The sequence below is a fragment of the Paraflavitalea devenefica genome, assembly GCF_011759375.1.
GTDB lineage: Bacteria > Bacteroidota > Bacteroidia > Chitinophagales > Chitinophagaceae > Paraflavitalea > Paraflavitalea devenefica.
Genome location: NZ_JAARML010000001.1, coordinates 1,669,624 through 1,693,404 on the forward strand (window position 1 = coordinate 1,669,624; position 23,781 = coordinate 1,693,404).

General features: G+C 46.7%; 15 protein-coding genes. 5 read left to right on the forward strand and 10 right to left on the reverse strand.

What is annotated here, in order from left to right; genetic code table 11:
- The 8 genes from HB364_RS06860 to HB364_RS06895 all read right to left on the reverse strand — a co-directional run bounded on the left by HB364_RS06860 (window position 1) and on the right by HB364_RS06895 (window position 14,544).
- A complete protein-coding gene (locus tag HB364_RS06860) occupies window positions 1-4,029 on the reverse strand; it encodes an FHIPEP family type III secretion protein (protein WP_167287123.1) in 4,029 nt (1,342 codons plus the stop codon).
- Window positions 4,030-4,064: 35 nt separating this feature from the next.
- Window positions 4,065-5,513: a CHAT domain-containing protein gene (locus HB364_RS06865; RefSeq protein ID WP_167287124.1), complete on the reverse strand. Its 1,449-nt coding sequence runs from the start codon at window positions 5,511-5,513 to the stop codon at window positions 4,065-4,067.
- Between the two features lie 19 nt (window positions 5,514-5,532).
- Window positions 5,533-6,429: a hypothetical protein gene (locus tag HB364_RS06870; RefSeq protein WP_167287125.1), complete on the reverse strand. Its 897-nt coding sequence runs from the start codon at window positions 6,427-6,429 to the stop codon at window positions 5,533-5,535.
- 277 nt (window positions 6,430-6,706) lie between these two features.
- The gene (locus HB364_RS06875) at window positions 6,707-7,501 is read right to left on the reverse strand and encodes a TIGR00266 family protein (protein WP_167287126.1); all 795 of its coding nucleotides are present in this window, start codon (window positions 7,499-7,501) and stop codon (window positions 6,707-6,709) included.
- 158 nt (window positions 7,502-7,659) lie between these two features.
- Window positions 7,660-11,244, reverse strand: a complete 3,585-nt coding sequence (locus HB364_RS06880) for an efflux RND transporter permease subunit (RefSeq protein WP_167287127.1) — start codon at window positions 11,242-11,244, stop codon at window positions 7,660-7,662.
- 50 nt (window positions 11,245-11,294) lie between these two features.
- A complete protein-coding gene (locus HB364_RS06885) occupies window positions 11,295-12,458 on the reverse strand; it encodes an efflux RND transporter periplasmic adaptor subunit (RefSeq protein ID WP_167287128.1) in 1,164 nt (387 codons plus the stop codon).
- 36 nt (window positions 12,459-12,494) lie between these two features.
- Entirely contained in the window at window positions 12,495-13,913 is a 1,419-nt protein-coding gene (locus HB364_RS06890) for a TolC family protein (RefSeq protein ID WP_246228343.1), read from the reverse strand.
- On the reverse strand, window positions 13,885-14,544 hold the full coding sequence (locus HB364_RS06895) for a TetR/AcrR family transcriptional regulator (RefSeq protein ID WP_167287129.1): 660 nt from the start codon (window positions 14,542-14,544) through the stop codon (window positions 13,885-13,887). Before HB364_RS06895 ends, HB364_RS06890 begins: the two co-directional genes overlap by 29 nt.
- A gap of 249 nt (window positions 14,545-14,793) precedes the next feature.
- Between HB364_RS06895 and HB364_RS06900 the strand changes: the two genes are divergently transcribed.
- The 4 genes from HB364_RS06900 to HB364_RS06915 are packed head-to-tail and all read left to right on the forward strand — an operon-like array spanning window position 14,794 to window position 18,802.
- On the forward strand, window positions 14,794-15,438 hold the full coding sequence (locus HB364_RS06900; protein ID WP_167287130.1) for a DUF502 domain-containing protein: 645 nt from the start codon (window positions 14,794-14,796) through the stop codon (window positions 15,436-15,438).
- Between the two features lie 16 nt (window positions 15,439-15,454).
- Window positions 15,455-16,420 (forward strand): zinc dependent phospholipase C family protein, encoded by a 966-nt coding sequence (locus tag HB364_RS06905; protein ID WP_167287131.1) that lies wholly within the window; start codon window positions 15,455-15,457, stop codon window positions 16,418-16,420.
- Between the two features lie 49 nt (window positions 16,421-16,469).
- Window positions 16,470-17,555 carry a 3-phosphoserine/phosphohydroxythreonine transaminase gene (serC, locus tag HB364_RS06910; protein ID WP_317170684.1) on the forward strand — a complete coding sequence of 362 codons (1,086 nt, stop codon included), beginning with the start codon at window positions 16,470-16,472 and terminating at the stop codon, window positions 17,553-17,555.
- 17 nt (window positions 17,556-17,572) lie between these two features.
- Window positions 17,573-18,802 carry a DUF1015 domain-containing protein gene (locus tag HB364_RS06915; protein ID WP_167287132.1) on the forward strand — a complete coding sequence of 410 codons (1,230 nt, stop codon included), beginning with the start codon at window positions 17,573-17,575 and terminating at the stop codon, window positions 18,800-18,802.
- Window positions 18,803-18,885: 83 nt separating this feature from the next.
- Here HB364_RS06915 and HB364_RS06920 read toward each other — a convergent pair whose 3' ends face one another.
- A complete protein-coding gene (locus HB364_RS06920) occupies window positions 18,886-19,884 on the reverse strand; it encodes a permease prefix domain 2-containing transporter (RefSeq protein WP_167285854.1) in 999 nt (332 codons plus the stop codon).
- Window positions 19,884-20,216, reverse strand: a complete 333-nt coding sequence (locus HB364_RS06925; protein ID WP_167287133.1) for a PadR family transcriptional regulator — start codon at window positions 20,214-20,216, stop codon at window positions 19,884-19,886. Before HB364_RS06925 ends, HB364_RS06920 begins: the two co-directional genes overlap by 1 nt.
- Before the next feature lie 203 nt (window positions 20,217-20,419).
- Here HB364_RS06925 and HB364_RS06930 point away from each other — a divergent pair, with 203 nt between their 5' ends.
- Window positions 20,420-23,767 carry a VCBS repeat-containing protein gene (locus tag HB364_RS06930; protein WP_246228344.1) on the forward strand — a complete coding sequence of 1,116 codons (3,348 nt, stop codon included), beginning with the start codon at window positions 20,420-20,422 and terminating at the stop codon, window positions 23,765-23,767.
- Window positions 23,768-23,781: the final 14 nt, after the last annotated feature.

Sequence of the window (23,781 nt, forward strand, 5' to 3'; positions counted from 1 at the left end):
TCAGGAGCTTTGGGTATAATGTTTCTGCCCGCCCGATGGAGCATTAATATTTTGACTAAGGCCTTCTACATCATATTGAGGTGCATTCATGGGTTTCTTGGCTTGTGAATGAACCTGCTCAGTCTTTAAAGGCATGCCACATTGTGTGCAAAAGCGCTGCGACAGCGTATTAATTACAGTGGCGCAGTGCGGACACCTGCTGACATCGTTTTCAGTAATAGTATCGTTCTGGCTTACATTGGTCGGGATATTATTGGTCCTTTCATCAATATTCTCGTTCACCGATAGGAAATAAACATCCGGAAACTCCAGCTTAAAAGCTTTTTTTGCATAATACCGGCACCTGTCATCTGCTACCAATACCGTATCCACCTTTTCCGCTTCAATGAAACCCCTGAAATCCGACAACAGGCTTTGTATACTGGCAGGCAACATGGCCAGGGTGCCCCGGCTGCCGGATTCAACAATATTTTCCCGGATAGTTGCTTCAAACGCTTCAGGAAGTTTCTTTTCAAGCAGCCCCACCCTGTTAGCCGGCAAGTCTGTCTTCAGGGCAACCCTTAAAGAACAGATGGTTGGCAGCAGGTCTTCACGCTCCAGGTCATCCGCACTAAGCGACAAAATAATAGTCCTTGCATCTGTCAGGGGCACCTGTTCAGATAACAATGCCTTAATAACCTTATTAAAACTCATTCTACGGGTAATATTCTCCTGGGGAAAAAGCGCTGAAATACGGTCTTTGATATCCGGATGCTTTTCACCCCAGCCAGTCAGCAGGACCTGTACATCCTGTAGGGTAGTAAACTCGGTAAGATACTTGCTCACAAGCATCTTTAAGTGATCCAGTATAAACCGGAAATAATCGTATACGGCTATTCCCCTGTTTTTCAGTAGTGTCTCATATTGCCGGTCTACCCAATAAGCGTCATCATAACCCAGCACTGTATTGGAGTCCTGTATCTTATTATATCCCTCGGCCGGGAGCTGAAGTGAAGCAAGCGTTTCGGGCGGAAGGATAGGGCAGTAGGCACAATCCGGCTTCACATAATTCAAGACCAGCGGTATCTCATTCAGCATAATAATATAACTATTCTGCGGCAGCGCATCTTCATTCGAGCGCACACGTACGCCTGGTATAGAAATGCCAAAAGCAGCTTTGATCTCTTCGCGCATGCGGGGAATATCTTCTTTAATATAACTCCATTCATTAGAGGCATCCGGGGGTACAAGATGTGCCGCAATCTCTACTATTAAAGGGGTTACAATATGATAAACATCCGGCTTGAAGTCCAGTTTAAATGTCTTTCTGTGTAACTGGGCAAACAACAACTGGAACAGCGTTGCTGTTGCTTCAGGCAAGATGCTGGAAGCAGCGGTCATTTGCTGGTACAATAGCTTAATAGACGTACTATCTTCTTCAGCAATAATAATTTCCTCCATCCTCTTATTAATATTTTCCGCCGTATATACCTCACACCTGTCCGGTGGAAGCAGTTGGAGGTAGGCTTTCAGGGAGGCTATTGCATCCTGTTCAGCAGCGTACAACCGGGCAAGTGTGGCAATGAATGCCCGCCATCCCATCGTTCCGGGAGCATAATGCCGGTTATACCTCAATAGCTGGTCAATTTCCTCCCATACTGTATTGGGCTGTGATCGTTGCTGAAGCTTTTCACGGAGGGCTTTTGTCCATATACCATATTCATTATGCAGAAACCGGTCAGGTTCATCATTCGTTTCTCCTTCTTCTTTTCCAAAAGCAGTATACAATGTTCGAAGTTCCTGCTCCAGGGCGCGTAAATCATGAAACCCCGTAGGGGCATTAACATATTGGGTAAAATAAGGATCGGCTTTTTGCCATTCGCCTTTCAGTAAATAGGCATGGAAAAGATGATAAGCTGCTTCCTGTTTATAATCATCATCCTCCCATAATCGCAGGCTCCGGGCAATGCATTCTTCATAATGCCCCAACATCCACAGGGCTGTGGTGACGGCCGGATATTCCTTGCGCATCATATCCTCTTCCTTCTTGTCAAAGATCCATTGGGCATCGGCCTGGGCCTGATCAGGTAACTGCAAATGCCAGTAAGTAAGCATGCGCATATACCGGGTCCATACATCATCTTCTCTTGATTTGAGGCGGCTATCAAAATAGGGCAGCGCCTGGTCATATTGGCGTAAATAATAGAACCTGTATCCCCGCCAGCTATCATACACATTATCGGGCGTTTCCAGCTTATCCAGGTAATCAAGAGATTCATCCATCATGCCCGAATCCAGCAAGGCGGCCAGTTTTTCTTCCTGGGTCGCATTATCATCTGGTTTTAAGGCTTCTGCCTGGTTTAAAACAAGCAAAGCATTGGCAGGCAGGCCTGCCACGCGTAAGTGGCGGCCAAGTATAGAGAGGTTAAAATAATCTTTATTGCCAGACAAAACACTTTGTTCCGCGTAATACACGGCTTTACGGGCTGCCGAAATAAAACTTTCTTCTCCAAAATCACCTTCTGCTTCAGCAAGCCTTGCCCTTGTTACATAGGCCCAGGCTTCAGAGCTGTCCGGCAACTTCTCCCGCATGCCGGCTTCCCAATAGGCAATGCCTTTTGTCAGTAAGGCTTTTTGTTGTTCCGGCTCCAGGCGCGACCCTGGAGATTTTAATAACATAAAGCAATTATCCGCCGCATACCAATAGGCATTCGTATGGTGCGAATTGCATAAGACCCCTTTTTCAAAAACAGGAGCTGCCTGGTCATAATTCCCTTGCCAGTACAGCCGCTTCCCCGCCTCCACATAATCATCTGCCGCTTCCTGTACTTTACCCATGCGCTGCAAAATATCTGCCTTCACCAGGTAGCCATACAGAATAGGATAAGTATTGCATCCTTTAATATCATCATTGATGGCCTTTACCACAAACGCACAGGCCGTGGCAAGGGACGATTGATTGGTTTTCGTTTTTAATACACAGGCAATAAAAAGACTTTCATTCGCTGTCGGAGCAGTGGCTTTTACTACCTCCGGCTTTTGGGCCGCCAGAAAATTGTCCGGCAACTCTTCCAACAACTTTTCTCCAATGGACAGGTCCGACAGGCACTCGATCAGAATGCGCGCTTTGAGGTACTTGAAAGCGGCATGATGGGGATACGCCGTCAATCCTTTATTCACAACAAACAGGGCCGTATCTGGCTCATTCTTTAGCAACAACGCCTGTGCCTTGATCAGTAGTCCGTCTTCCTGCAGCTCGTCGGCATACAACAGTCGCTCTGCCTCAGCAATCGCCTGGGCTGGTTTATTCAATTGTATAAAACATTTACCGCGGGTCTTGTGTACCAGGCCTTTCAGAAAAGAGTGACCGAAGGTTAATCCTTCTGTATGTTGCAGGGCAGCTTCATAATCCCCTTTTTCAAGGAACAATACCGCCTTACGTAAATTAATAGAATGTTGCCTTTCTGTGCCCGGGTGGTTATCCGAAAGCTGGTTAAAGATCTCCAGGGCGCGTTGCGTATCATTCATGCGCCGGTAAAGCTCTCCTAAATTTTCCAGCGCATACAGGTGCCGCGGGTTATGTTCTGTTACTGCTTTAAAATTCGCTTCAGCCCGCGGCAGTTCTTTTTTGGACAGCATATAACACCGACCCTCAAAAAGTAATAATTCAGGCAACGTATGCTCGGGAAGTAAAGGCTTCAACGCGTTAAAGCGGCTGATAACACTTTCCAGGAAAGCATAATGCTGAGTGGCCAACTGTTCTGACAATGTATGTTGCGCCCTCACAATAATATCCGCAGGATGTTCCGGGTCTTTTTCAAACGACTCAGTATAATGCGCCAATGCCTCCTTCTCTTCTTCAAGGGTCTGCAAAGTACGGCCCATAGCATAATGCAGTTCATACAAAGGAACACCTTCATGCTTATTCACAGTAATAGCCTGTTCAAAATGCCCCCGGGCTGTCTTATAATCTTGCTGGTTGAACCAATACCGCCCCAATTCATAGTACATCCGGTCAAGGGGAAGTATCTTCTGTTCAAACTGGTGCATGTAAGCTGGTTTTAAAAATTAAATGCAATAACTATTCACTGACTAATAATAGTATCCTCTTTGCCGCAGAATGGGCAGTGCGTTTTATCATGGAACGATGTGAACTCTGCTGGTAATTGCTTTTTACAACTCTTGCAACGGATCGACTTACCGCATTCGCCACAGAAGTTATAGCCTTCTTCATTCTCTTCACCGCACCAGATACATTTCACCTTACCAGCCTGTATGGTACTATTGCCCGGTGTAACAATAGAAGCATCCCATTCCTGTCCTGTACGGGTATATAACACCGGAATGCCAAAAAATGCCCGCTTGCCAATCTCTTGTCGTGCAGCTTTAAAAGCACTGATAATCTTATTACTCTTATTATGCTGATCAAAAAGCTTCTGGTAAAAAGCGATCGAAAAATTACAGGCCAGCTCCTGCGATATCTTCGATTGCATGGCCACCACAGAATGGATATCATCCTTAAAGGCATTCAATGCCAGCCCCGATCCTCTTTTAAAATTACCCGGTAAGGCACTTTCGCAGGTCTGGAAAAATACCATGCGCAACCTGCCGGGCTCTCTCACCTGGCTTTCCTTATACGCTTTAAACAAATTACTTTCCTTTTCCCACCTGATCTCCCGGCCGGTAACACAGGCAATCTCACCGCCATTTTCAGAGCAATAACCATGGGCTACTATATGAAGAATATCGGGATTGAATTGTACCAGCTTCTCAGAAACCTTGTCGAGGGTAACCTGGTAATTAATCTCTTCTTCTACATACCCTTCCTGCAACAACTTTTCATTCAGGTCTTCCTCGGTCAGCGATTCAACCCGGAACTTAATACCCGTACCTTTATAACTTGTATCGCGCAGTTCAAGCAGGTACTTACGGATATTGGCATACTGCAGGCAGGCCAGGTTATTCTTTTCCAGCTCTTCAGCCGAAGCATCATCCCGCGGGTCCCGAAGCCTTATCTTGCTATGTGGGCCAAAAGCGACAAACAGTATCTTGATCTCCTTATTAGCCACCTCATTCACCTTCTTCTCAAAAGGCTTTTTCAGCGACCGGTAAAAAAACACATTGCCCTTGTCCAGCAAAAACTCTCCATTCTTTTCATCCCGCTTGTGATAGATCAATTCCCAGGGCCAGCCAATAAACTCAGAGTCTTCTTCAAAAGCCAGTTGCAGGTTTACCTCCTTATTATCTTCATAAATCAGCTTTTCAAGGATCTTGCCCAGTTCATTATCCTGGTGCCCCAGTAAAATACTATACAGGTTTTCGCCCAGTATCTTAAAATCATTAATATGCTCTTCGCGGTGGAAAGTTCCCTCGCGTACCAGGCGGGTAAGCAGGTGTAAAGTATCCTTATAAAGATCAATCACATGCAGGCGGTAACTCTTGTTAGGGATTTCAATAGTATACTCTTCCCCGCCACCACCCACATAGGCGCCAGACACATTCAATCCTTCTATCGTCAACTTAATAGTAATCATCTTAATCTGTTATAATAGGCTAATCCATTTGTGCCGAAAGATCATACTGCTGTTCAAAAGGAATGGGCAGGTCATCATCAAACCAGCTTTTGAATAGATCACCGGCATTTTTGATATAGTCAAGCCATTCCTGGGGAGCGAAAGTTTTGTTCTTATAAGCTACCATGGCGGTTTCTACAGTAACCGCTTTGGTAGCTTTGGGCACCTGTAGGATCACTACGATCTTCAGGTTATTTTCTTTCAGGTAATTCGTCTTATTCAATTGCCAGTGTATTTCAGGGGCGCCAGTAACATCATGTTTAATAATACACTTCTTCGCTTCAAAAGAAAAAGGGCCTACAAAAAACTTGACTTCCGTATTCACTTTGCCGCCACCGGTGGCATCAACACCGGCGGCGCCATAGCCCGGTACATTACCTTTCACAGCAAAACTCATATCGGCGTCAAGTCCTATATTAATCTCGCTGCTGGCTTCTGCGTTCAGGTTAAAATATTGCTGGAACTTCGTCTCAGGGAATATCTTAAAAATACGTGGCCGTTTAAATCCTTCCCCTTCTCCATCATTAAAGGAAAGAACGATCTCTACCTTGCTAAAACGCCAGCCGTCTACCGCATGCAGCCGGATAGGGAATTCAAGCCAGTAAAACCTGAATTGTTGAAAATCCTCTTTAAAACTAAAAGGCAACTGGTGGCCTGCTGAAATAAAGGGTTCGTCAGTAATAGGGATTACCCGGCTGGGCTCCTCCACAGAGATCACATTATCCTGGTACTTCTTAATAAGTTTGGGCAACGCAACCGGCGCGGCAGGCACACCGGCGCCTTTGCCAAGATGCTGCTGCCGGGTTTGGTAATGGGTCAGTTCATTGCTGTACAATTGCTCAAAGGCAGAAGTGGTAATGGGTAGTTTAAAATCCATAATCGTCGTTTAAAAGTTAAAGAGCGCGTTTAACACGAACAGATGTAATAGTTGATCTCAGAGTACAGAGTGGCTGGATAAAATACGGGCCGGTGGTCTGCTGATGGTAAAAGCCGCCCGGGAAGGATAGTTAGATTAATGGGCCGTTCAATTATATAAAATTAAACTCATTTAATTGAAATACAATACCACAAAGTGGTCATTCCGGCAATAAAAAAATCCGTCCCGCTATTAGCGGGACGGATCATAATAATATTCCGGACAGGTTGTGCGTCAATTACTTCCAGCCATCCCCATCCAGCATATTGCCCAATCCACCTAAAATGCTGCCTTCTTCCTTGCGCTTATAAGTACCATAAGCCAGGATACGGCCGGCCAGGCGGCTGATGGGCAGGGTTTGGATCCACACCTTACCGGGCCCGCGCAGCGTGGCGAAGAACAGACCTTCACCGCCAAACAGGGTATTCTTAATACCCCCTACAAACTGGATGTCATAATCAATATGTCTTGTATAAGCTACAATACAACCGGTGTCTATCCGCAAAAACTCGCCCGGCTGCAAAGTCTTTTCAAATACGTGACCGCCGGCATGCACAAAAGCCATTCCGTCGCCCTCCAGCTTTTGCATAATAAAACCTTCCCCGCCAAATAAACCGGTGCCCAGTTTCCGTTGCAACTCAATGCCTATAGATACGCCCTTGGCAGCACATAAGAAAGAGTCCTTTTGTGCTACGATCTTACCTTCCAGGCGCGACAGGTCAAGTGGAATGATCTTACCAGGATAGGGCGAGGCAAAACTTACCCGTTTTTTCCCATGACCGGTATTCGTAAAAGCCGTCATAAACAAACTTTCACCCGTCAGGACGCGTTTACCCGCCGACATCAGCTTGCCCAGGAACCCTTGCTGTGGCTGCGAGCCATCGCCAAAAAGCGTTTGCATCTGGATGCCATCATCCATCATCATAAACGCGCCACTTTCCGCGATCGCTGTTTCATTCGGATCCAGCTCTACCTCCACATACTGCATCTCTTCACCATAAATACGGTAATCTATTTCATGATTTGTTTTCATATAAAAGTCAATTATTTAATTTCAAAAATACTTGAATACGCTCATTTTCTTAATACATAATAAGTAGCGAAACCCAGGAAATATTACAAAACCCGGATAAAAAATAAGGGTTCAGCCAATTGACTGAACCCTCCTTCTATACGCAGAAAATCATTTGTTTAGAACCAGCTTCCTATCCACGCTTCATTCACGCGTTTGCCGGCAAGCTTCCGCCTGCGGCGTGCTTTTTCAAAGCGATGCACGATCATCGTGATCAGCATCAACGGCATGAATAAGATGGTAAGCGGGGGAATACCCAGGAAAGAGATCCACTTACCGCCATACATCCTGCGCATCGGACGCCTCAGCCTTTCAGCGATCAGGTACATACTCGGTACGATCACCAGCGTCATAAAGAACGCAAAGGCAAGACCAAAAATGATTGTCCAGGACAACGGCTTCCAGAACACGGCATTATCACCACCAAAGAAAATATTAGGATTCAGCTCAGAGAACATCTTCACGAAATCAATATTGAACCCTACTGCCAGTGGTATCAATCCCAGGATGGCCGCCACCGCCGTCAGCAATACAGGAATGATCCGTGTTTTACCAGCCTGCACCACTGCTTCACGGGTCTTAACACCCCGCGCTCTTAACTCATCGGCAAACTCGATCACCAGGATACCGTTCTTCACCACAATACCGGCCAGCCCCACAATCCCGATACCTGTCATTACCACCGATACTTCCATGCGCGTAATGCCGAAGCCCAGCAATACCCCAATCACACTGAAAATAATCTCGGTTAAAATGATCACCGACTTACTGATAGAGTTAAACTGGATTACCAGGATCAGCAAAATCAGGAACAGCGCTATCACCAATGCTTTTCCAAGGAAGGCGCCGGTTTCTGCCTGTTGCTCACCTTCACCTGTTTGGCGGATCGTAACATTCTGCGGCTTCTTCTTAAAATTGGCAATATGCTCTTTCAGCTCTTCATTCACAGCCGTAGGTGTGTATCCCTGCGTTAATAACACATTAGAGGTCAGCGTGATCATCCGCTTCTGGTTCTTCCGTTTTACACTGCCCAGCGTACTGGTATAATCTATCTTCACCAGTGAGCTGATCGGAACATGCTTAAGCTGGCCGCCTGAACTCATATCCTGGAAAGTGATATTCATATTCATCAGGTCCACCAGGCTCTTACGTTGAACCATGGTATTACGTAACTGTATCTTATACTCATCTTCGCCATCCTTGATCTTTGATACTTCCCTTCCAAATAGCGCCGTACGCAACTGCATGCCTATCTGTCCAGAAGAAACTCCCTCCATCATAGCCCGTTCCCGGTCTACCGTGAAAGTGATTTCTGGATTCGTAAGGTCAATATCCATCTTTAGTTCTTCCACACCGGGTGTCTGGATCGAGTCCAGGTAATTCTTCAGCGCTACACCTGTTTTAATCAGGTCGTCAAAATTCTCGCTGACTATTTCAATATTAATAGGAGGTTCTGTGGGAGGGCCGCCCTGTTCCTGGTTCACGGACAATTCCGCACCTGGGATACCCTTTACTACCTTCCGTATCTCGTCAAGGTAGGGAGCTGTTGATTTACCATGCCGTTTCTCAAACTCTACAAAAGATACCTGTATACGCCCCAGCTCGGGCCGGGTGCTGCGATCGCCGCTCATAGGGTCGCTGGCGCCCACAGCAATATTTGTGATCACACTTTCTACTACCGGGTTCGCCTTACCATTTTCCATACCCAGCACCTTATACACACGCGTCTCCAGTGTTTTCGCTACCGAATCTGTATAATCCACGTCAGTGCCTACCGGCAACTTCAGGTATACATAGATCTGGTTCGGATCACCGGTAGGAAAGAACACCACCGGTACATTACGTGCACCAAAGAACATAAAAGAGAAAATCAGTAATCCGAAAGTGGCCAGCAGTAGCCATACAGGTCTCCATCCTTTCAGGGCCCATCTCAGCAACGTTTCATAATGACCCATGATCCAGGGCAGCGCACGGTTTTGGAAACCTTTAATAAGACCATCCAATACAAAATGGTTCAGCAGTACCAGCAGCACAAGGAAGATCAGGAAATTGCCCATGAAAGTAAACTGCATCAGGTCCAGTACAATCCCTACACCCAGCGCGATCCATAAGATCGGCTTCCTGAAAATAGCCGCCTTTGATTGTTTATGCCCATCTTCCGGATGGTTCATAAAATCCACCGCAAATACCGGGTTCATAATAAAGGCCACGATCAGGGAAGCTGTTAGCGTAAATATCAGCATCGTGGGCAGGTAGATCATGAACTTACCAATAATGCCCGGCCAGAACAGCAAAGGAACAAACGGCGCCAGGGTCGTCAGGGTACCCGCCAGTACGGGAATAAATACTTCCCCTGCCGCCATCATAGCCGATCGCTCTGCCGTGATCTTCCCCTGCGCCTGCACAAAAATCCGGTGCGTATTCTCGATCACCACAATAGCATCGTCCACAATAATACCCAGCCCGAACAGGAGGGCAAACAATACAATGAAATTCAGCGTTACATGCGATCCGACGATCAGGTCGGCGGCCGGCAGGAAAATAAAGGCCACAAACATACTCAGTGGTACTGATAAGGCCACAAAGAACGCGTTGGTAACACCCATAAAGAACATCAGGATGATCAATACCAGTAAGAAGCCGATCACAATGGTGTTCACCAGCTCATTAAAAGAAGTGCGGGTAGATTTACTCAGATCGCCGGTAATCACTACATCCAGGTCTTTTGGAAACAGATCAGCTTTTAATTCATCTACTACCTTCTTTATATCATCCGAGGTTTCGATCAGGTTCTCTCCCGCACGTTTTATAATATTCAGCGTAATAACATTCTTTCCATTTAAGCGCGCATAACTCTCTTTTTCCTTGATCGTATCCTTGATCTGCGCAATATCCTTCAAATAAATAGCAGCCCCCTTCGTATTCCGGATAATCACCTTCTCAATATCAAAACTAGTTTTAAACTGCCCTTTCAGTTGCAGGTTACGTTTCGTTTCGCCCACATCCAGCAAACCGCCGGAAATATCCATATTCTCCCGCGATACAGCATTGGCGATATCATCGAAAGTAACACCAGCGTTTTGCATGCGGTAATTGTCCACATTGATCTGGAACTCCCTTTCCGGTGCGCCTACCAGGTCTACCCGGTTGATCTGTGACAGCTCTTCCAGCCGGTCTTGCAATTCATCTGCATACTCTTTCAGCTTTACCACATCATAATTGCCACTCACATTCACATACATAATGGGCTGGTCCGAAAAACTTACTTCCATTGTGGAAGGCTCTTCCGTAAGGTCAGTCGGCAGGTCGGGTTTCGCTTTATCTACCGCATCCTTTACCTTCTGTAGCGCTACATCTGTTTTTACATCCGTGCCAAACTCTACCGTAATGGCCGAATAATCCTGTACCGAAGTACTCGTCACCTTATTGATCTTGGCCCCTGTGATCCCCTTGATCTGCTTTTCGATCGGCTGCGTAACCAGGTTCTCAATATCCTTCGGGGAATTACCTACATAAATCGTTTGAACATAAATAGTAGGAATGACAATATCGGGGAACTGTTCTTTGGGTAGTGTAACAAACTGGAATACCCCTATCATCGTCACGATCACCATCATCAGGTAAATAGAGGTCTTATTCTTAATACTCCAGGTCGTCGGTCCGAAATTTTTGAACTTCCCCGTTATACTTTCCAGAACACTCATAAGATTGATTTAAGAATTGTTGAATCGTCTTGGCGGTCTTGCCTGCCTGTCTATTTTACTTCTGTAGTGATAGCTTGTCCGTCATACAATCCCTGGAACCCGTCTGTGATCAGTTGATCACCTGCCTGTAAACCACTCTTTATTTCCAGCCTGTCGCCATACGACTCACCAATATTCACTGGTTTCTTCCTTGCCACCAGCTTGTCCTTTTCCTTGCTGGCTACCATTACAAACTTTCCTTTCTCATCACTCTGAATAGTGGCTATCGGAATAGTGATGGCTTTGGGGTCGGCATAATCCTGTATACGTACCATCGCAAGCTGGTTGGGCCGCAGCCTTTTGCCGGCAGGGATCTTCGCTTCCACATAAAAAGCGCGTGAATTGGGATTGATGATCTTGCCTGCAACACTCACGCGGGTCCTGATCGTATCATTGGCCAGCTCCGGCAGGGTGATCAGTAAATTACTGCCCACGCCCACACGGCCCAGGTAATTCTCCGGTACCTCTGCTACAACCTTCAGATCATTCGTGTTTACGATAACAATGCCCATAGTGGCCGCGCTGACAGCCGCAAATACTTCTCCTACTTTAATATTCACTACCTCTGCCACACCACTCATCTCGGCATACACATCGCTCAGCTCCTGTTGCTCTTTCAGCAGGTCTATTTGCTTCTGGATATTTTCAACATTATTCTTTGCTGTCAGCAGTTCTATTTCTGTACCGATCTTTTGGTCCCACAGATTTTTACGGCGCTCATACGTCGTTTGCGCCAATGCCAGGTTGATCTTTGCCTGTTCGATCTGTTTCTGCGTGAGCGGATCATCCAGCTTCATCAGTAATTGACCTTTACGTACATTATCGCCCTGCTTTACATAAATGGCCCTTACCAGGCCTCCCTGACCTCTCGGCATAACAAAAGCACTGTTTTCCGTATTAATACTTCCCTTCAAATCAATATAATGCGTAAAACTGCCAGGCTGCAGGGAGGTGAGCGCTACCAGCTTCGTCTTTTCTTCTTTCACAGCCGTCGTGTCAAGCCGCTGGATCTGCGCTTCCAATGAATCAATCTTCGTAGCCAGTTCTTTCTGCTCCGCTTTCAGCCCCTTTAATTGTTCTTTTTTCTTGGCCAGGTCTTTGTCGCCCGACGTGGCGCCGCAGGCTGCCAGCAAAAGGACCATGGCTAAGGCGCTTAATCTATACATCGTTTTCATAATTCGTTATTTTACTATTAGTGTGGTTGTAATGGTTTAAAGTTTACCGGTTGCCTTCTGGTAATCTATCTTGGCAATAATGGCATCATACAGGGAACTATAATAATTTACCTGTGCCACCCGTAGCTCAGCTTGCGCAGTGGTCACTTCCAGGTTGGAGCCTAAGCCCTGCTCATACTTCTTCTTCGTCTGGTTATACACATTCTCCGCCAGTTCCATATTCTTCCGCTGATAATCCATCGTCACAATAGCACTGTTTAGATTGGCGTGGGCCGTCTGAACTTCGTTATCAATAGACAACTTCAGGTTCTCTATACTATTCTCCGTTTGCTGCAACTCCAGCTTTGCCTTACTGATGCGGGCGTTCTTGGCCAGTCCTTCGAAAATAGGTACCGACACCTTTAAGCCTATCAGGGCAGTGGTGAACCACTCCTGGTTGGCATCAAAGAAATTGAACTCATTACGCTGCGCATTCTTACTGAAGCTGCCCAATAACGCTACCGTAGGTAACTTGCTCAGCTTATAACGTTTAATATTATATTCATTCAACCTTCTCAGCCATTCGGTCTGCTCATACTCCTTGCGGTCGGTATAAGCATAGGCGGTGTCCAGGATATCTGTTTTTAGTTCCGCTTCGGATACCGTATCTGTCAACGTCAGCGTATGACGCATCGGCATGCCCATCAGCAGCTTTAATCCCAGTAGTCCATTCTGTAACTGGTTGTCCAGCTTCACCTTTTCCGTGCGCAGGTTGGCCAGCGTAACATCTACCTTGTCCACATCCAGCTTCTCGGCAAAACCATTATCATACAAAGCTTTCGTGTCGTGCAACAGCTTCTCCACACGCTCTATATTCGCATCAATAGTACCCATTTGCTTCCGGCCTACTACCACTTGGTAATACACCTTATACACATTGGCTTTGATCTGCTCCTGTGTTACTTCTGCGGCCTTGGTCGCATACTGTATAGAGGCATTTCTTGCCTGCAACCCAACAAATACCTGTCCGTCAAACAACAGTTGCGACAGGCTTACACCTACAGAACCTGTATACTTTGTTCCAAACTGTGCCTGGATAAACCCAAAATCACTGGGCGAAACGATGGAATTGCCATTACCATCCTTTACCCCTTCCTGTTCCAATACGCCATACGTAGCGGCTGCAATAAAATTGGGAAAGCTCTGAACAGGCACCTTGGGATAATAATTCACATCAATACTGCCGCTGATCTGGGGAAGGGCAGCCGATGTAATCTCTTTATTGCTCTGCTGCTGGATCTGGATAGCCAGTAGAATATTCTTTACCTGTGCACTGTTTTTCATAGCATAGGTTACACTCTCTTTGGCGGATAATGCATGATGGGTACTGTCCTGCGCCGGCGATGAATACATCGCCAGGCAGCATACGATCATCATCAGGGTGGGATTACTTCGTCTTACCTGATAAGGTTTCATGTTTTGCTTTTTTTAAACGTTCTTCTTTATATTTTACAATCAGCTTATAGCCTTTAGGGGAAACCAGTCCGTGTACATAATGCTCAATAATCTCTTTGGAAACATCAGCCAGCATATACCTGGTAGGGGGATACAGGTCAATATTAAAGCACAGCATCATAGATTCGAGGCGGAACCTGGCGATAACATCTACATTCAGGTCTTCACGGTATAAGCCTTCTGCAAGGCCCCGCTCCATATTCTTGCGGATAACCTGCAGCAAAAACTTATTCTTATGGTCCATGAACTTCTGGAATCCGCGGAAATGAAACTTTTCCAGGTCATAGATCACCATGGGGTTCATATTGCGGAACTGCTCCAGCACCCGGTCAATCGTAAGAAAGATCTCCTGCACAGCGTCATGTGCGTCGGCGATGACACCTGCACAATCCCTTTGCATATTGGTAATATCTGCCTCTACAACCGCGTCTACCAGTTCGTCCTTATCTACAAAATACTGGTAAATCGTCTTCTTACTCATTCCCAGCGCATTGGCAATATCATCCATGCTTACACTCCGGATGCCATACTTCATAAACAACTCATCAGCCTTCTGGCGGATCCGCTCCTTCGTATTTAATTCAGGTACCATAATTCGGGGCCAAAACTATGGAAACTTTTTTCGTTACGAAAGTTTCCATCCCTTTTTTTTGCCTTTGGTAACAAATAAACAAGCATACAATTGTTTGTATGGACCACCATAATAACAGACCGGAATAGTGCCGAAATAATTATTTCGGCACTATATAAAGGGGTGATTATTAAAATAAAAAGAACTAAAAAAATAATATCATACAAGCGGCTCCGCACCTGTAATTTTGCCGTAAATCATTGTTTCAACATGAAGACAAAACGGGTACTGAAAAAGATCTTTCAATATTTCTTACAGGGACTCATCATCCTGGCGCCTATCGCCCTCACCATATACGCGGTAACCGTTCTCTTCAACTTTGTGGATGGAATATTACCCAGCCTCATACAAAAAATATTCCCGCATTGGATAGGGACAGGCCCCGGCGGAGAAAGCAGGATTCCCGGATTGGGATTTGTGCTCGTCATCTTTATTGTTATAATGGTGGGTTACATCTCTTCTTCGTTTATTGTTAGCCGCCTGGTTGATCTCTTTGACAAAATATTGGAGCGTACGCCCGGCATCAAGCTCATCTACAGCACCATCAAAGACTTCTTTGAAGCCTTTGCCGGCAACAAACGTAAATTTGACAAAGCCGTATTGGTAAGTATAGAGTCGCCTGAAGTATGGCAGATCGGGTTCATTACCCAGCAGGAACTGCAGGAGTTCGGGCTGCAGGAACACGTGGCTGTATACATACCTCAGTCATTTGCTTTAACCGGCCGCTTATACTTCGTAAAGCGCGATCGCGTAAGGCTGCTCACCGATATCACCTCTACCGATGCCATGAAATTCGCCATCTCCGGTGGCGTAACCCACATCGAAGACGAGCACGAACATGAAATAAAGAAATAGAAGAGGCATATCGCTTATGAAGAAAACCATACTGACCATTGCTTTGCTATCAACATTCCACTCCTCCTTCTGCTGGGGCTTCTACGCCCACCGGAAGATCAACTTCCTGGCGGTTTTCCTGCTGCCACCGGAAATGCTCGTACTCTACAAGCCGCATAGCAACTTCCTCAGCGAACATGCAGTTGATCCCGACAAGCGGCGTTATGCAATGGCCATAGAAGGGCCGCGGCATTACATAGACATAGATCATTATGGTCGTTATCCTTATGATTCTTTACCCCGGCAATGGAACAAGGCCGTGGCAAAATATTCGGAAGACAGCCTGATGAAATACGGCATCGTACCCTGGTGGATACAAACCATGTTGCAGCGCCTTACCCAGGCCTTTCAACAAAAAGATCCCGTTAAAATACTAAAGCTATCTGCCGACATAGGCCATTATATCAGTGATGCACATGTTCCCCTGCACGTGTGCAGTAACCACAATGGTCAGCATACAGGCCAGCAGGGTATTCACGGCTTCTGGGAATCCAGGATACCCGAACTGCTGGCAGAAAAAGAATGGGACTTCTTCATCGGCAAAGCCGGGTACCTGAGCGACCCCGGCAGCTTCATCTGGAGCAGGATACTGGAAAGTGCGGCAGCAGCAGATACTGTACTATCAATGGAGCAGGCCCTCAGCCGCGAATTTCCGGCCAACCAGAAATTTGCTTTTGAAGACCGTAATGGGATCATCATCCGCCAATATGCACAGGCTTACTGCCGCCAGTACAATCGCCGGCTCAACAACATGGTGGAGCGGCGCATGCGTCAATCCATCTATGCGGTAGCTTCTTGTTGGTACACGGCCTGGGTAAATGCCGGCCAGCCTGATCTTAAACAGCTCTCCGGCAAAAACTTCACCCAGGCCGATCTCGAAGAATTTGAATGGCTCAATCAGCAATGGAAAAAGGGCTCATCATCGGGCAGGAACTGTGACTAACAATCCCTACCTTTGCCCTTCTTTTTTAATCAGTGAAATCATTTGAGCCGTGACACCAGCGATCTACAACTTCAATGCAGGCCCCAGCATTTTGCCCAAAACAGTATTTGAACAGGCAGCACAGGCAGTACTGAACTTCAACAATACCGGTTTGTCCATCCTCGAATTGGGACACCGTACCGAAACCTTCCAGGCCGTCATGAATGAAGCCATCAGCCTGGTAAAAGAACTCATGCAACTGGATGCTGATCATGAAGTGCTCTTCCTCCATGGCGGAGCCTCCACACAATTCTTCCAGGTGCCCATGAACCTGCTGAATGATAATGAAATAGCCGCTTATACCGATACGGATATATGGGGCGCTAAAGCGATAAAAGAAGCTCGTCTATTTGGACACGTGGAAGTCGTTGGCAGTTCAAAAGAAGCCAACTATACCTACCTGCCCAAGAACCTCATTGTGCCCAAAACAGCTAAATACCTGCACATCACCTCCAACAATACCATCTATGGTACCCAGTGGCAGGATATGGACCCCTTCTATGAAGCAGGCGTTCCGCTGGTAGCCGATATGAGCAGTGATATCCTTAGCCGCACCCTCGACTTCAACAAATTCGACCTCATCTATGCAGGCGCACAGAAAAATGTAGGCGCTGCCGGGGTAAACCTCGTGGTGGTCAACAAAAACATATTGGGTAAAGTAGAGCGCAGATTGCCTGTTATGATGGACTACCGCAACCACATCGAGAACGGTTCCATGCTCAACACACCGCCGGTATTTGCGGTATACGTATGTATGCTCACGCTGCGTTGGCTTAAAGAGCAGGGTGGTGTGGCAGCAATAGAAAAGATCAACAACCAGAAAGCTGCATTGCTATACAGCACCATTGAAAAGCTCCCCATCTTCAAAGGAACAGCCGCTGTGGAAGACCGCAGTAAAATGAATGTTACCTTTGTAATGGATAATACAGACCTTGAAAAAGAATTCCTGGCGCTTTGTAAAGAAAATCGCATGGTAGGGGTGAAAGGCTATCGTACCGTCGGAGGCTTCCGCGCTTCTTTATACAATGCAATGCCTTTGGCAGGCGTACAGGCGCTCACCGATCTCATGAACCACTTTGCCCAACGAAAAGGATAAACACAACAACAACCTTTATGGCATCTATACAACCATTCAAAGCATTACGTCCAACACCCGAACTGGCCAGCCAGATAGCTTCCCGTCCGTACGATGTACTGAACAGTAAGGAAGCGCGTGAAGAAGTGGCCGGTAATCCGCATTCCTTTCTCCACATCACCAAATCTGAAATAGACCTTCCGGAAGACATAGACATCCATACACAGGCTGTATATGACAAAGCCAAAGAAAACCTCTCCGCTTTCATACAGCGTGGGTTCTTATTCCGGGAAGATAAGCCCTGCTACTACATCTACCAGTTGGTTATGAATGGCCGCAGCCAGACAGGTCTCGTGGCTGCCAGCTCCGTGGATGACTACGAAAAGGACATCATCAAAAAGCATGAGTTTACCCGTCCCGAAAAAGAGCAGGACCGCATCAACCACATCAAAACCTCCGGCGCGCAAACCGGTAATGTCTTCCTCGCTTATAAAAATGTAACAGAGCTGGACAAGCTCATTGAAGATTGGAAAGCTGATCATCATCCCGTATACAACTTCACAGCCGATGACAACATCAGTCATACTATATGGGTAGTGAACAGTGATGTGATCATCAAGTCTATTACAGACATCTTCGCTACCGTGGTGCCTGCTACCTACATTGCCGATGGCCACCACCGCGCAGCCTCTGCCGCTAAAGTGCGCAAAGCCCTCGGAGCACAGGCGACGCCCGAAGCCAACTACTTCCTCACAACCCTCTTTCCGTCCAACCAGTTATATATCATGGATTACAACCGGGTGGTAAAAGACCTCAATGATTTAACGGAAGCAGAACTATTGCAAAAATTAACGGCCGACTTCACCGTTGAAAAAATAGCAGCGCCCCTGGCGCCCGAAAACCTCCATGAATTTGGCATGTATTTCAAAGGACAGTGGTATAAACTAACTTCCAAAGAAGGCACCTACACCACGGATCCTATTGGTGTATTAGATGTATCCATCCTGTCCAACAATGTACTGGACAAATGGCTGGGTATTAAAGACCAGCGTACCGATAAGCGCATAGACTTTGTAGGTGGTATCCGTGGTCTTGGCGAGTTGGAAAAAAGGGTCAACAGTGGCGAGATGGCCGTTGCCTTCAGCCTGCATCCCGTCACCATCCAGCAACTCTTTGACATTGCCGACAGTGGCAACGTCATGCCGCCCAAAAGCACCTGGTTCGAGCCCAAACTCCGGGATGGCTTGCTTACGCACCTGATAGGATAATAATATAACTGCTCAATATTTAAAGGGTGGACCATCTTCTGAGACGATCCCCCCTTTTTCTATTTACTCCGGCCTCATCTTTATTAATCGAGCCAGTAATATTTCCAGTGCGGCTGTTTGGCCGGGTAACTCGCGAAGTGTCCTTTTACATTGTGTTCATCGTTCTTATTGTACATCACCACTTCTTTGGTAGCCAGTACATGTTGCCATTGGATAAATGACAGGTTATAGCCATTGCCGTTTTTTTCATAGCGGAATCCATCTATGCCCATTACCGAAGGTGCGGGGAGGTCGTACAGGTATTCGATGGACTCAGGGTAGCTGCCTTTTTGAGTATGATAGCTTTCTATGGCATTGATCACTGATTGTGCCTGCTCAATGGCATGATCCCTGCTGTAGTTGCTGACCGGTGTTATAAAAAGCAGGCGTACAGTAAAGGCAATGAGGGGAATGCTTAATAAATACAAAGGGGCTGTAGTAAATGGTTTGTTCTCTCCCTGCTTCAGTTTTTTGATCATGGGCGCCCATTTCCATAAAGCAGCTATTACCACTAATAATAACGCAATGGCAGCCGAAGGCCCCGCACCGAGTAAAAGACTCAGCATAAAAAACAAACTGATGAGGATGCCAAGGCAAATAGCCGCGATGGCATAATAATAGGCATTTCTGCCGTTGATGAGCCATAAGAGGCCAATAGGGACCAATGGCAACCCTACAATGCCGGCAACCTGCGCCATACCTGATAACCCAACCGACAGTTCATCATAAGGGCCAGGTATAAACGGAAGAAAAATGCATACTGCAACCAGCAGGTTGGCGGCGATCAATAATAACCAATGAAACTTTTTCATGGCTGATAGTTGTGTTAAATGATGGAGGTTCCCGATGACGGTGGGACGGAATAATAACAGCACACTTTTAGTGAAATGCCGGTCTGCTTTTTTGATCCCGTATCGGGTTACCTGCTTATGGTATTGCTCCAACAGGTCGCCCTCGATCTCTTCCCGTAGCGCTGGTTGGCAGAACCAGCGAAAGAATGCCATGGCCAGACGCGGTGGTTGATGGTGTTCCTTGCGATCCATTAGGCTTGTTTTAATACGATCTTCGGAATAGCGTTCCATAGAGATAATCGCTGCTCCTTAGTTTGCCGCAGGGTCTTTTGACCTTCGGCAGTAATGGTATAATAGCGCTTCCTTTTGCCACCTCTTACCTTGGTGGCCTCACCGAATGCTGATTGCACCAACTCTTTGTCTTCCAATCTTTTCAACACCGTTTGGATAGCGCCCAAACTCACGTTGCGGTCAACACGGCTTTCTATCTCCTCTATGATGCTTACACCATAAGCCTCTCCATTAAGTATGGCTACAGTGAGCAGTACGATCTCTTCAAATTCGCCGAGGTGATATTGACTCATGAAACTAGTATTTACTATAAATGTAGTTATTATGGTTGATATAAACAATAGTTGTAGTTAAAATAGTGGCAGAGGATGCGTGGTCCCTTTAGAGCTTGTCCCGCGACAAGCCGGAGGCTACCCGTTCTCCCCCTGATCTCCCAAATCCTAAAAATCGGGGTTCAGACAATTAATCCTATGTTTGTTTAAACGATTCCGCTGCTATGGGGAAGACCAATTACCGCATTGTTTTCATTGCCAGCTTTTCCTGCATCGTTATGCTCCTGGCAGGCTGCCGTTCCGGTGAGCCGGCACAACCTCCCCTGTTTGAAGTGCTGGACAATACTCATACCGGCCTCAACTTTTCCAACAAGCTCACCCCCTCCAATACCATCAACATGCTTAAATACATGTACTTCTACAATGGGGCAGGAGTAGGAACAGGGGATTTCAACAATGACGGGCTTATTGATCTTTTCTTTGCCGCCAATCAGCAGCCCAACAAGATCTACCTCAATACCGGCAACCTGACATTTAAAGACATCACCAGTGAATCCCATATTCCACAGGATACAGCCTGGAGCACAGGCGTCTCTGTGGTAGACATCAACAATGACGGCCTGCTGGACATCTACATCTGCCGGGTGGGCAACTATGAATCCCTGCAAAGCCGCAACCAGTTGCTCATTTGTGAGCGCATGCAGAATGGCATACCCATTTACAAAGAAATGGCGCAGGCGTATGGCCTGGATTTCTCCGGATTCAGTACACAGGCGGCCTTCTTTGATTATGACCTCGATGGAGATCTCGACATGTACCTGCTCAATCACTCCTTGCGCTACAACAGCACCTTCGCTGCCCGCGGAACCTATGCCAATACCTATGATTCACTGTCCTTGTCGGGCGATCGCTTCTACCGCAATGACGGTACGCGCTTCACCAACGTTACCCGGGAGTCGGGCATCAACAGCTCCATCATCGGTTATGGATTGGGCATTGCGGTATCGGATATCAACCTCGATGGCTGGCCCGATCTCTACATTGGCAACGACTTCCATGAAAATGACTACCTCTACATCAACCAGAAAAATGGCACTTTCAAAGATGAGTTGACCAATAGCATCATGCATACCAGCCAATTCTCCATGGGAGTAGATGTGGCAGACATCAACAACGATGCCTACCCGGAGATCATCTCTGTCGACATGCTGCCATCAGATCCTTACATACTCAAAAGATCACTGGGAGAGGATGCTTATGATATCTTTCAAACCAAGCTCAGACATGGATACAACTATCAGTATGCCCGCAATACCCTGCAGCTCAACAGACGCAATGGACAGTTTAGCGAAGTAGGATTATATGCGGGCGTATATGCTACCGACTGGTCCTGGGCGCCCCTGTGGATGGACTTCGACAATGATGGATTTAAAGACCTCTTTGTTACCAATGGCATTCCCCGCCGCCTCAATGACATTGACTATGTCAACTACGTCTCCAATGTGGAGATACAGAACAAAATACGCGCAGGGGAAATGAAGGAGAAAGAAATGGATGTCATCAACAAATTCCCGGAGATCAAACTGCCCAACCGCTTCTTCCGCAATACCGGCAACGTGGCTTTTGAAGACGAAGGCCATAAAATAAAAAATGCACAGCCTACTTACTCTAATGGGGCTGTATATGCCGACTTTGACAACGATGGCGACCTGGACATCGTTGTCAATAACATTGACGAACCAGCCTTCTTATACCGCAATACTGCCAATGATAACAACAACAGTCATTTCCTGTCTGTTGCATTAAAAGGGCCGGCGCACAACACCCAGGCAATAGGCGCTAAACTCATCGTCTTTGCCAATGGTGCCATCAGGACCTATGAAAAATTTGGCGCCCGCGGTTTTCAGTCTTCCATGGAAATACCATTGCACATCGGGTTAGACAATACCGAAGTGGATTCCATGTTTCTAATATGGCCCGATAACCGGTACCAGGCCGTACACTGGACCGATACCAACCACATTACATTGACATATCCCAGGGATGGAGGCTTACCTACCTTCAACTACAATATACTTACCGGTGCATACAAAAGCAGCCTGCTGCCGGCAACAGATATCACGCAGTCGGTAAACCTCTTATACCGCCACCAGGAAAATCACTTTGTTGAATTTGACCGGGAAGCATTAATCCCCCACATGGTTTCTACCGAAGGGCCTGCCCTGGCGGTAGGGGATTTGAATGGCGATGGTCTCGATGATGTCTTCATGGGCAGCTCAAAAGGGAAAAAGAATGCGGTATTCCTGCAAAAGCCGTCGGGTAAATTTGAACGCTCAGCACAACCGGCACTGGATAATGACAGTACCTATGAAGATGTAGATGCCTGCTGGGTAGACCTCAACAACGATAAGCACAATGATCTGGTTATTGCTTCCGGCGGCAATGAATACTATGGCCAGGATGCCTTCCTGCTTCCCAGGGCTTACCTCAATAATGGTAAAGGACGCCTGGCTAAGATAACAGATGCCTTCAGCGACATCTTTATGACAGCGTCCTGCGTGGTGCCTTATGATTTTACGGGCGATGGTTACATAGACCTCTTCATCGGTGGCCGGGTATTTCCGTATGAGTATGGCCATATTCCACGCTCGTACCTCTTGGAAAATGATAAAACAGGCAAATTCAAAGACGTTACTGCACAATACGCCCCCGGTCTCTTGCAGCCAGGTTTTGTTACAAAGGGCGTATGGGTGGATATAGACAAGGATGGAGACCAGGACCTGCTTGTTACCATGGAATGGAACGGCATTGCTGCTTTCATCAACAACAAAGGAAAATTAAGCCGGCAGTGGATCACGGAAAAGAAAGGCTGGTGGAACTTCATCCTGCCGTATGATATAGACCAGGATGGCGATCTTGATCTCGTAGCTGGTAACCTCGGCCTTAATAGTCGCCTCAAAGCGTCCGACAAGGAGCCGGTAAAAATGTATTATACCGACTTTGACGACAATGGCCGGAAAGACCAGGTGATGACCTACTTCCTGCAGGGTCGTGAAATTCCTTTTGCCAACAAAGATGAACTGCAAAGGCAAATACCGGTATTGAAAAAGCGCTTTCTCTATGCGGGCGACTTTGCTAAAGCCTCATTGGAAGACATCTTTACAGCCGAGAAACTGAAAAAAGCAGATACGCTTACAGCCAACTACTTTCCCAATGCCATCCTCATTAACCAGGGTAACATCAACTTCACCTTGCAGGCTATGCCCTGGCAGGCGCAGCTAACGCAATACAGGGATGCGGCAATCATCAACGCCAACAATGACTCCCTGCCCGATATCTTACTGGGCGGTAACTATTACGACAACAACATCCAGATGGGACGGTACGATGCAGACCTCGGCACCATCCTCGTCAACAAGGGAAAGGGAACATTCACAGCAGAAAGCATCAATGGATTACCCGTAAAAGGGCAGGTACGCCATATTCAAAAAATAACAATAGCAGGCAAGTCAGCTTTAATCCTGGCCAGGAACAACGACAGCATACTGGTACTCCAATTCCCCAACCAATAAACGTTACATTATTT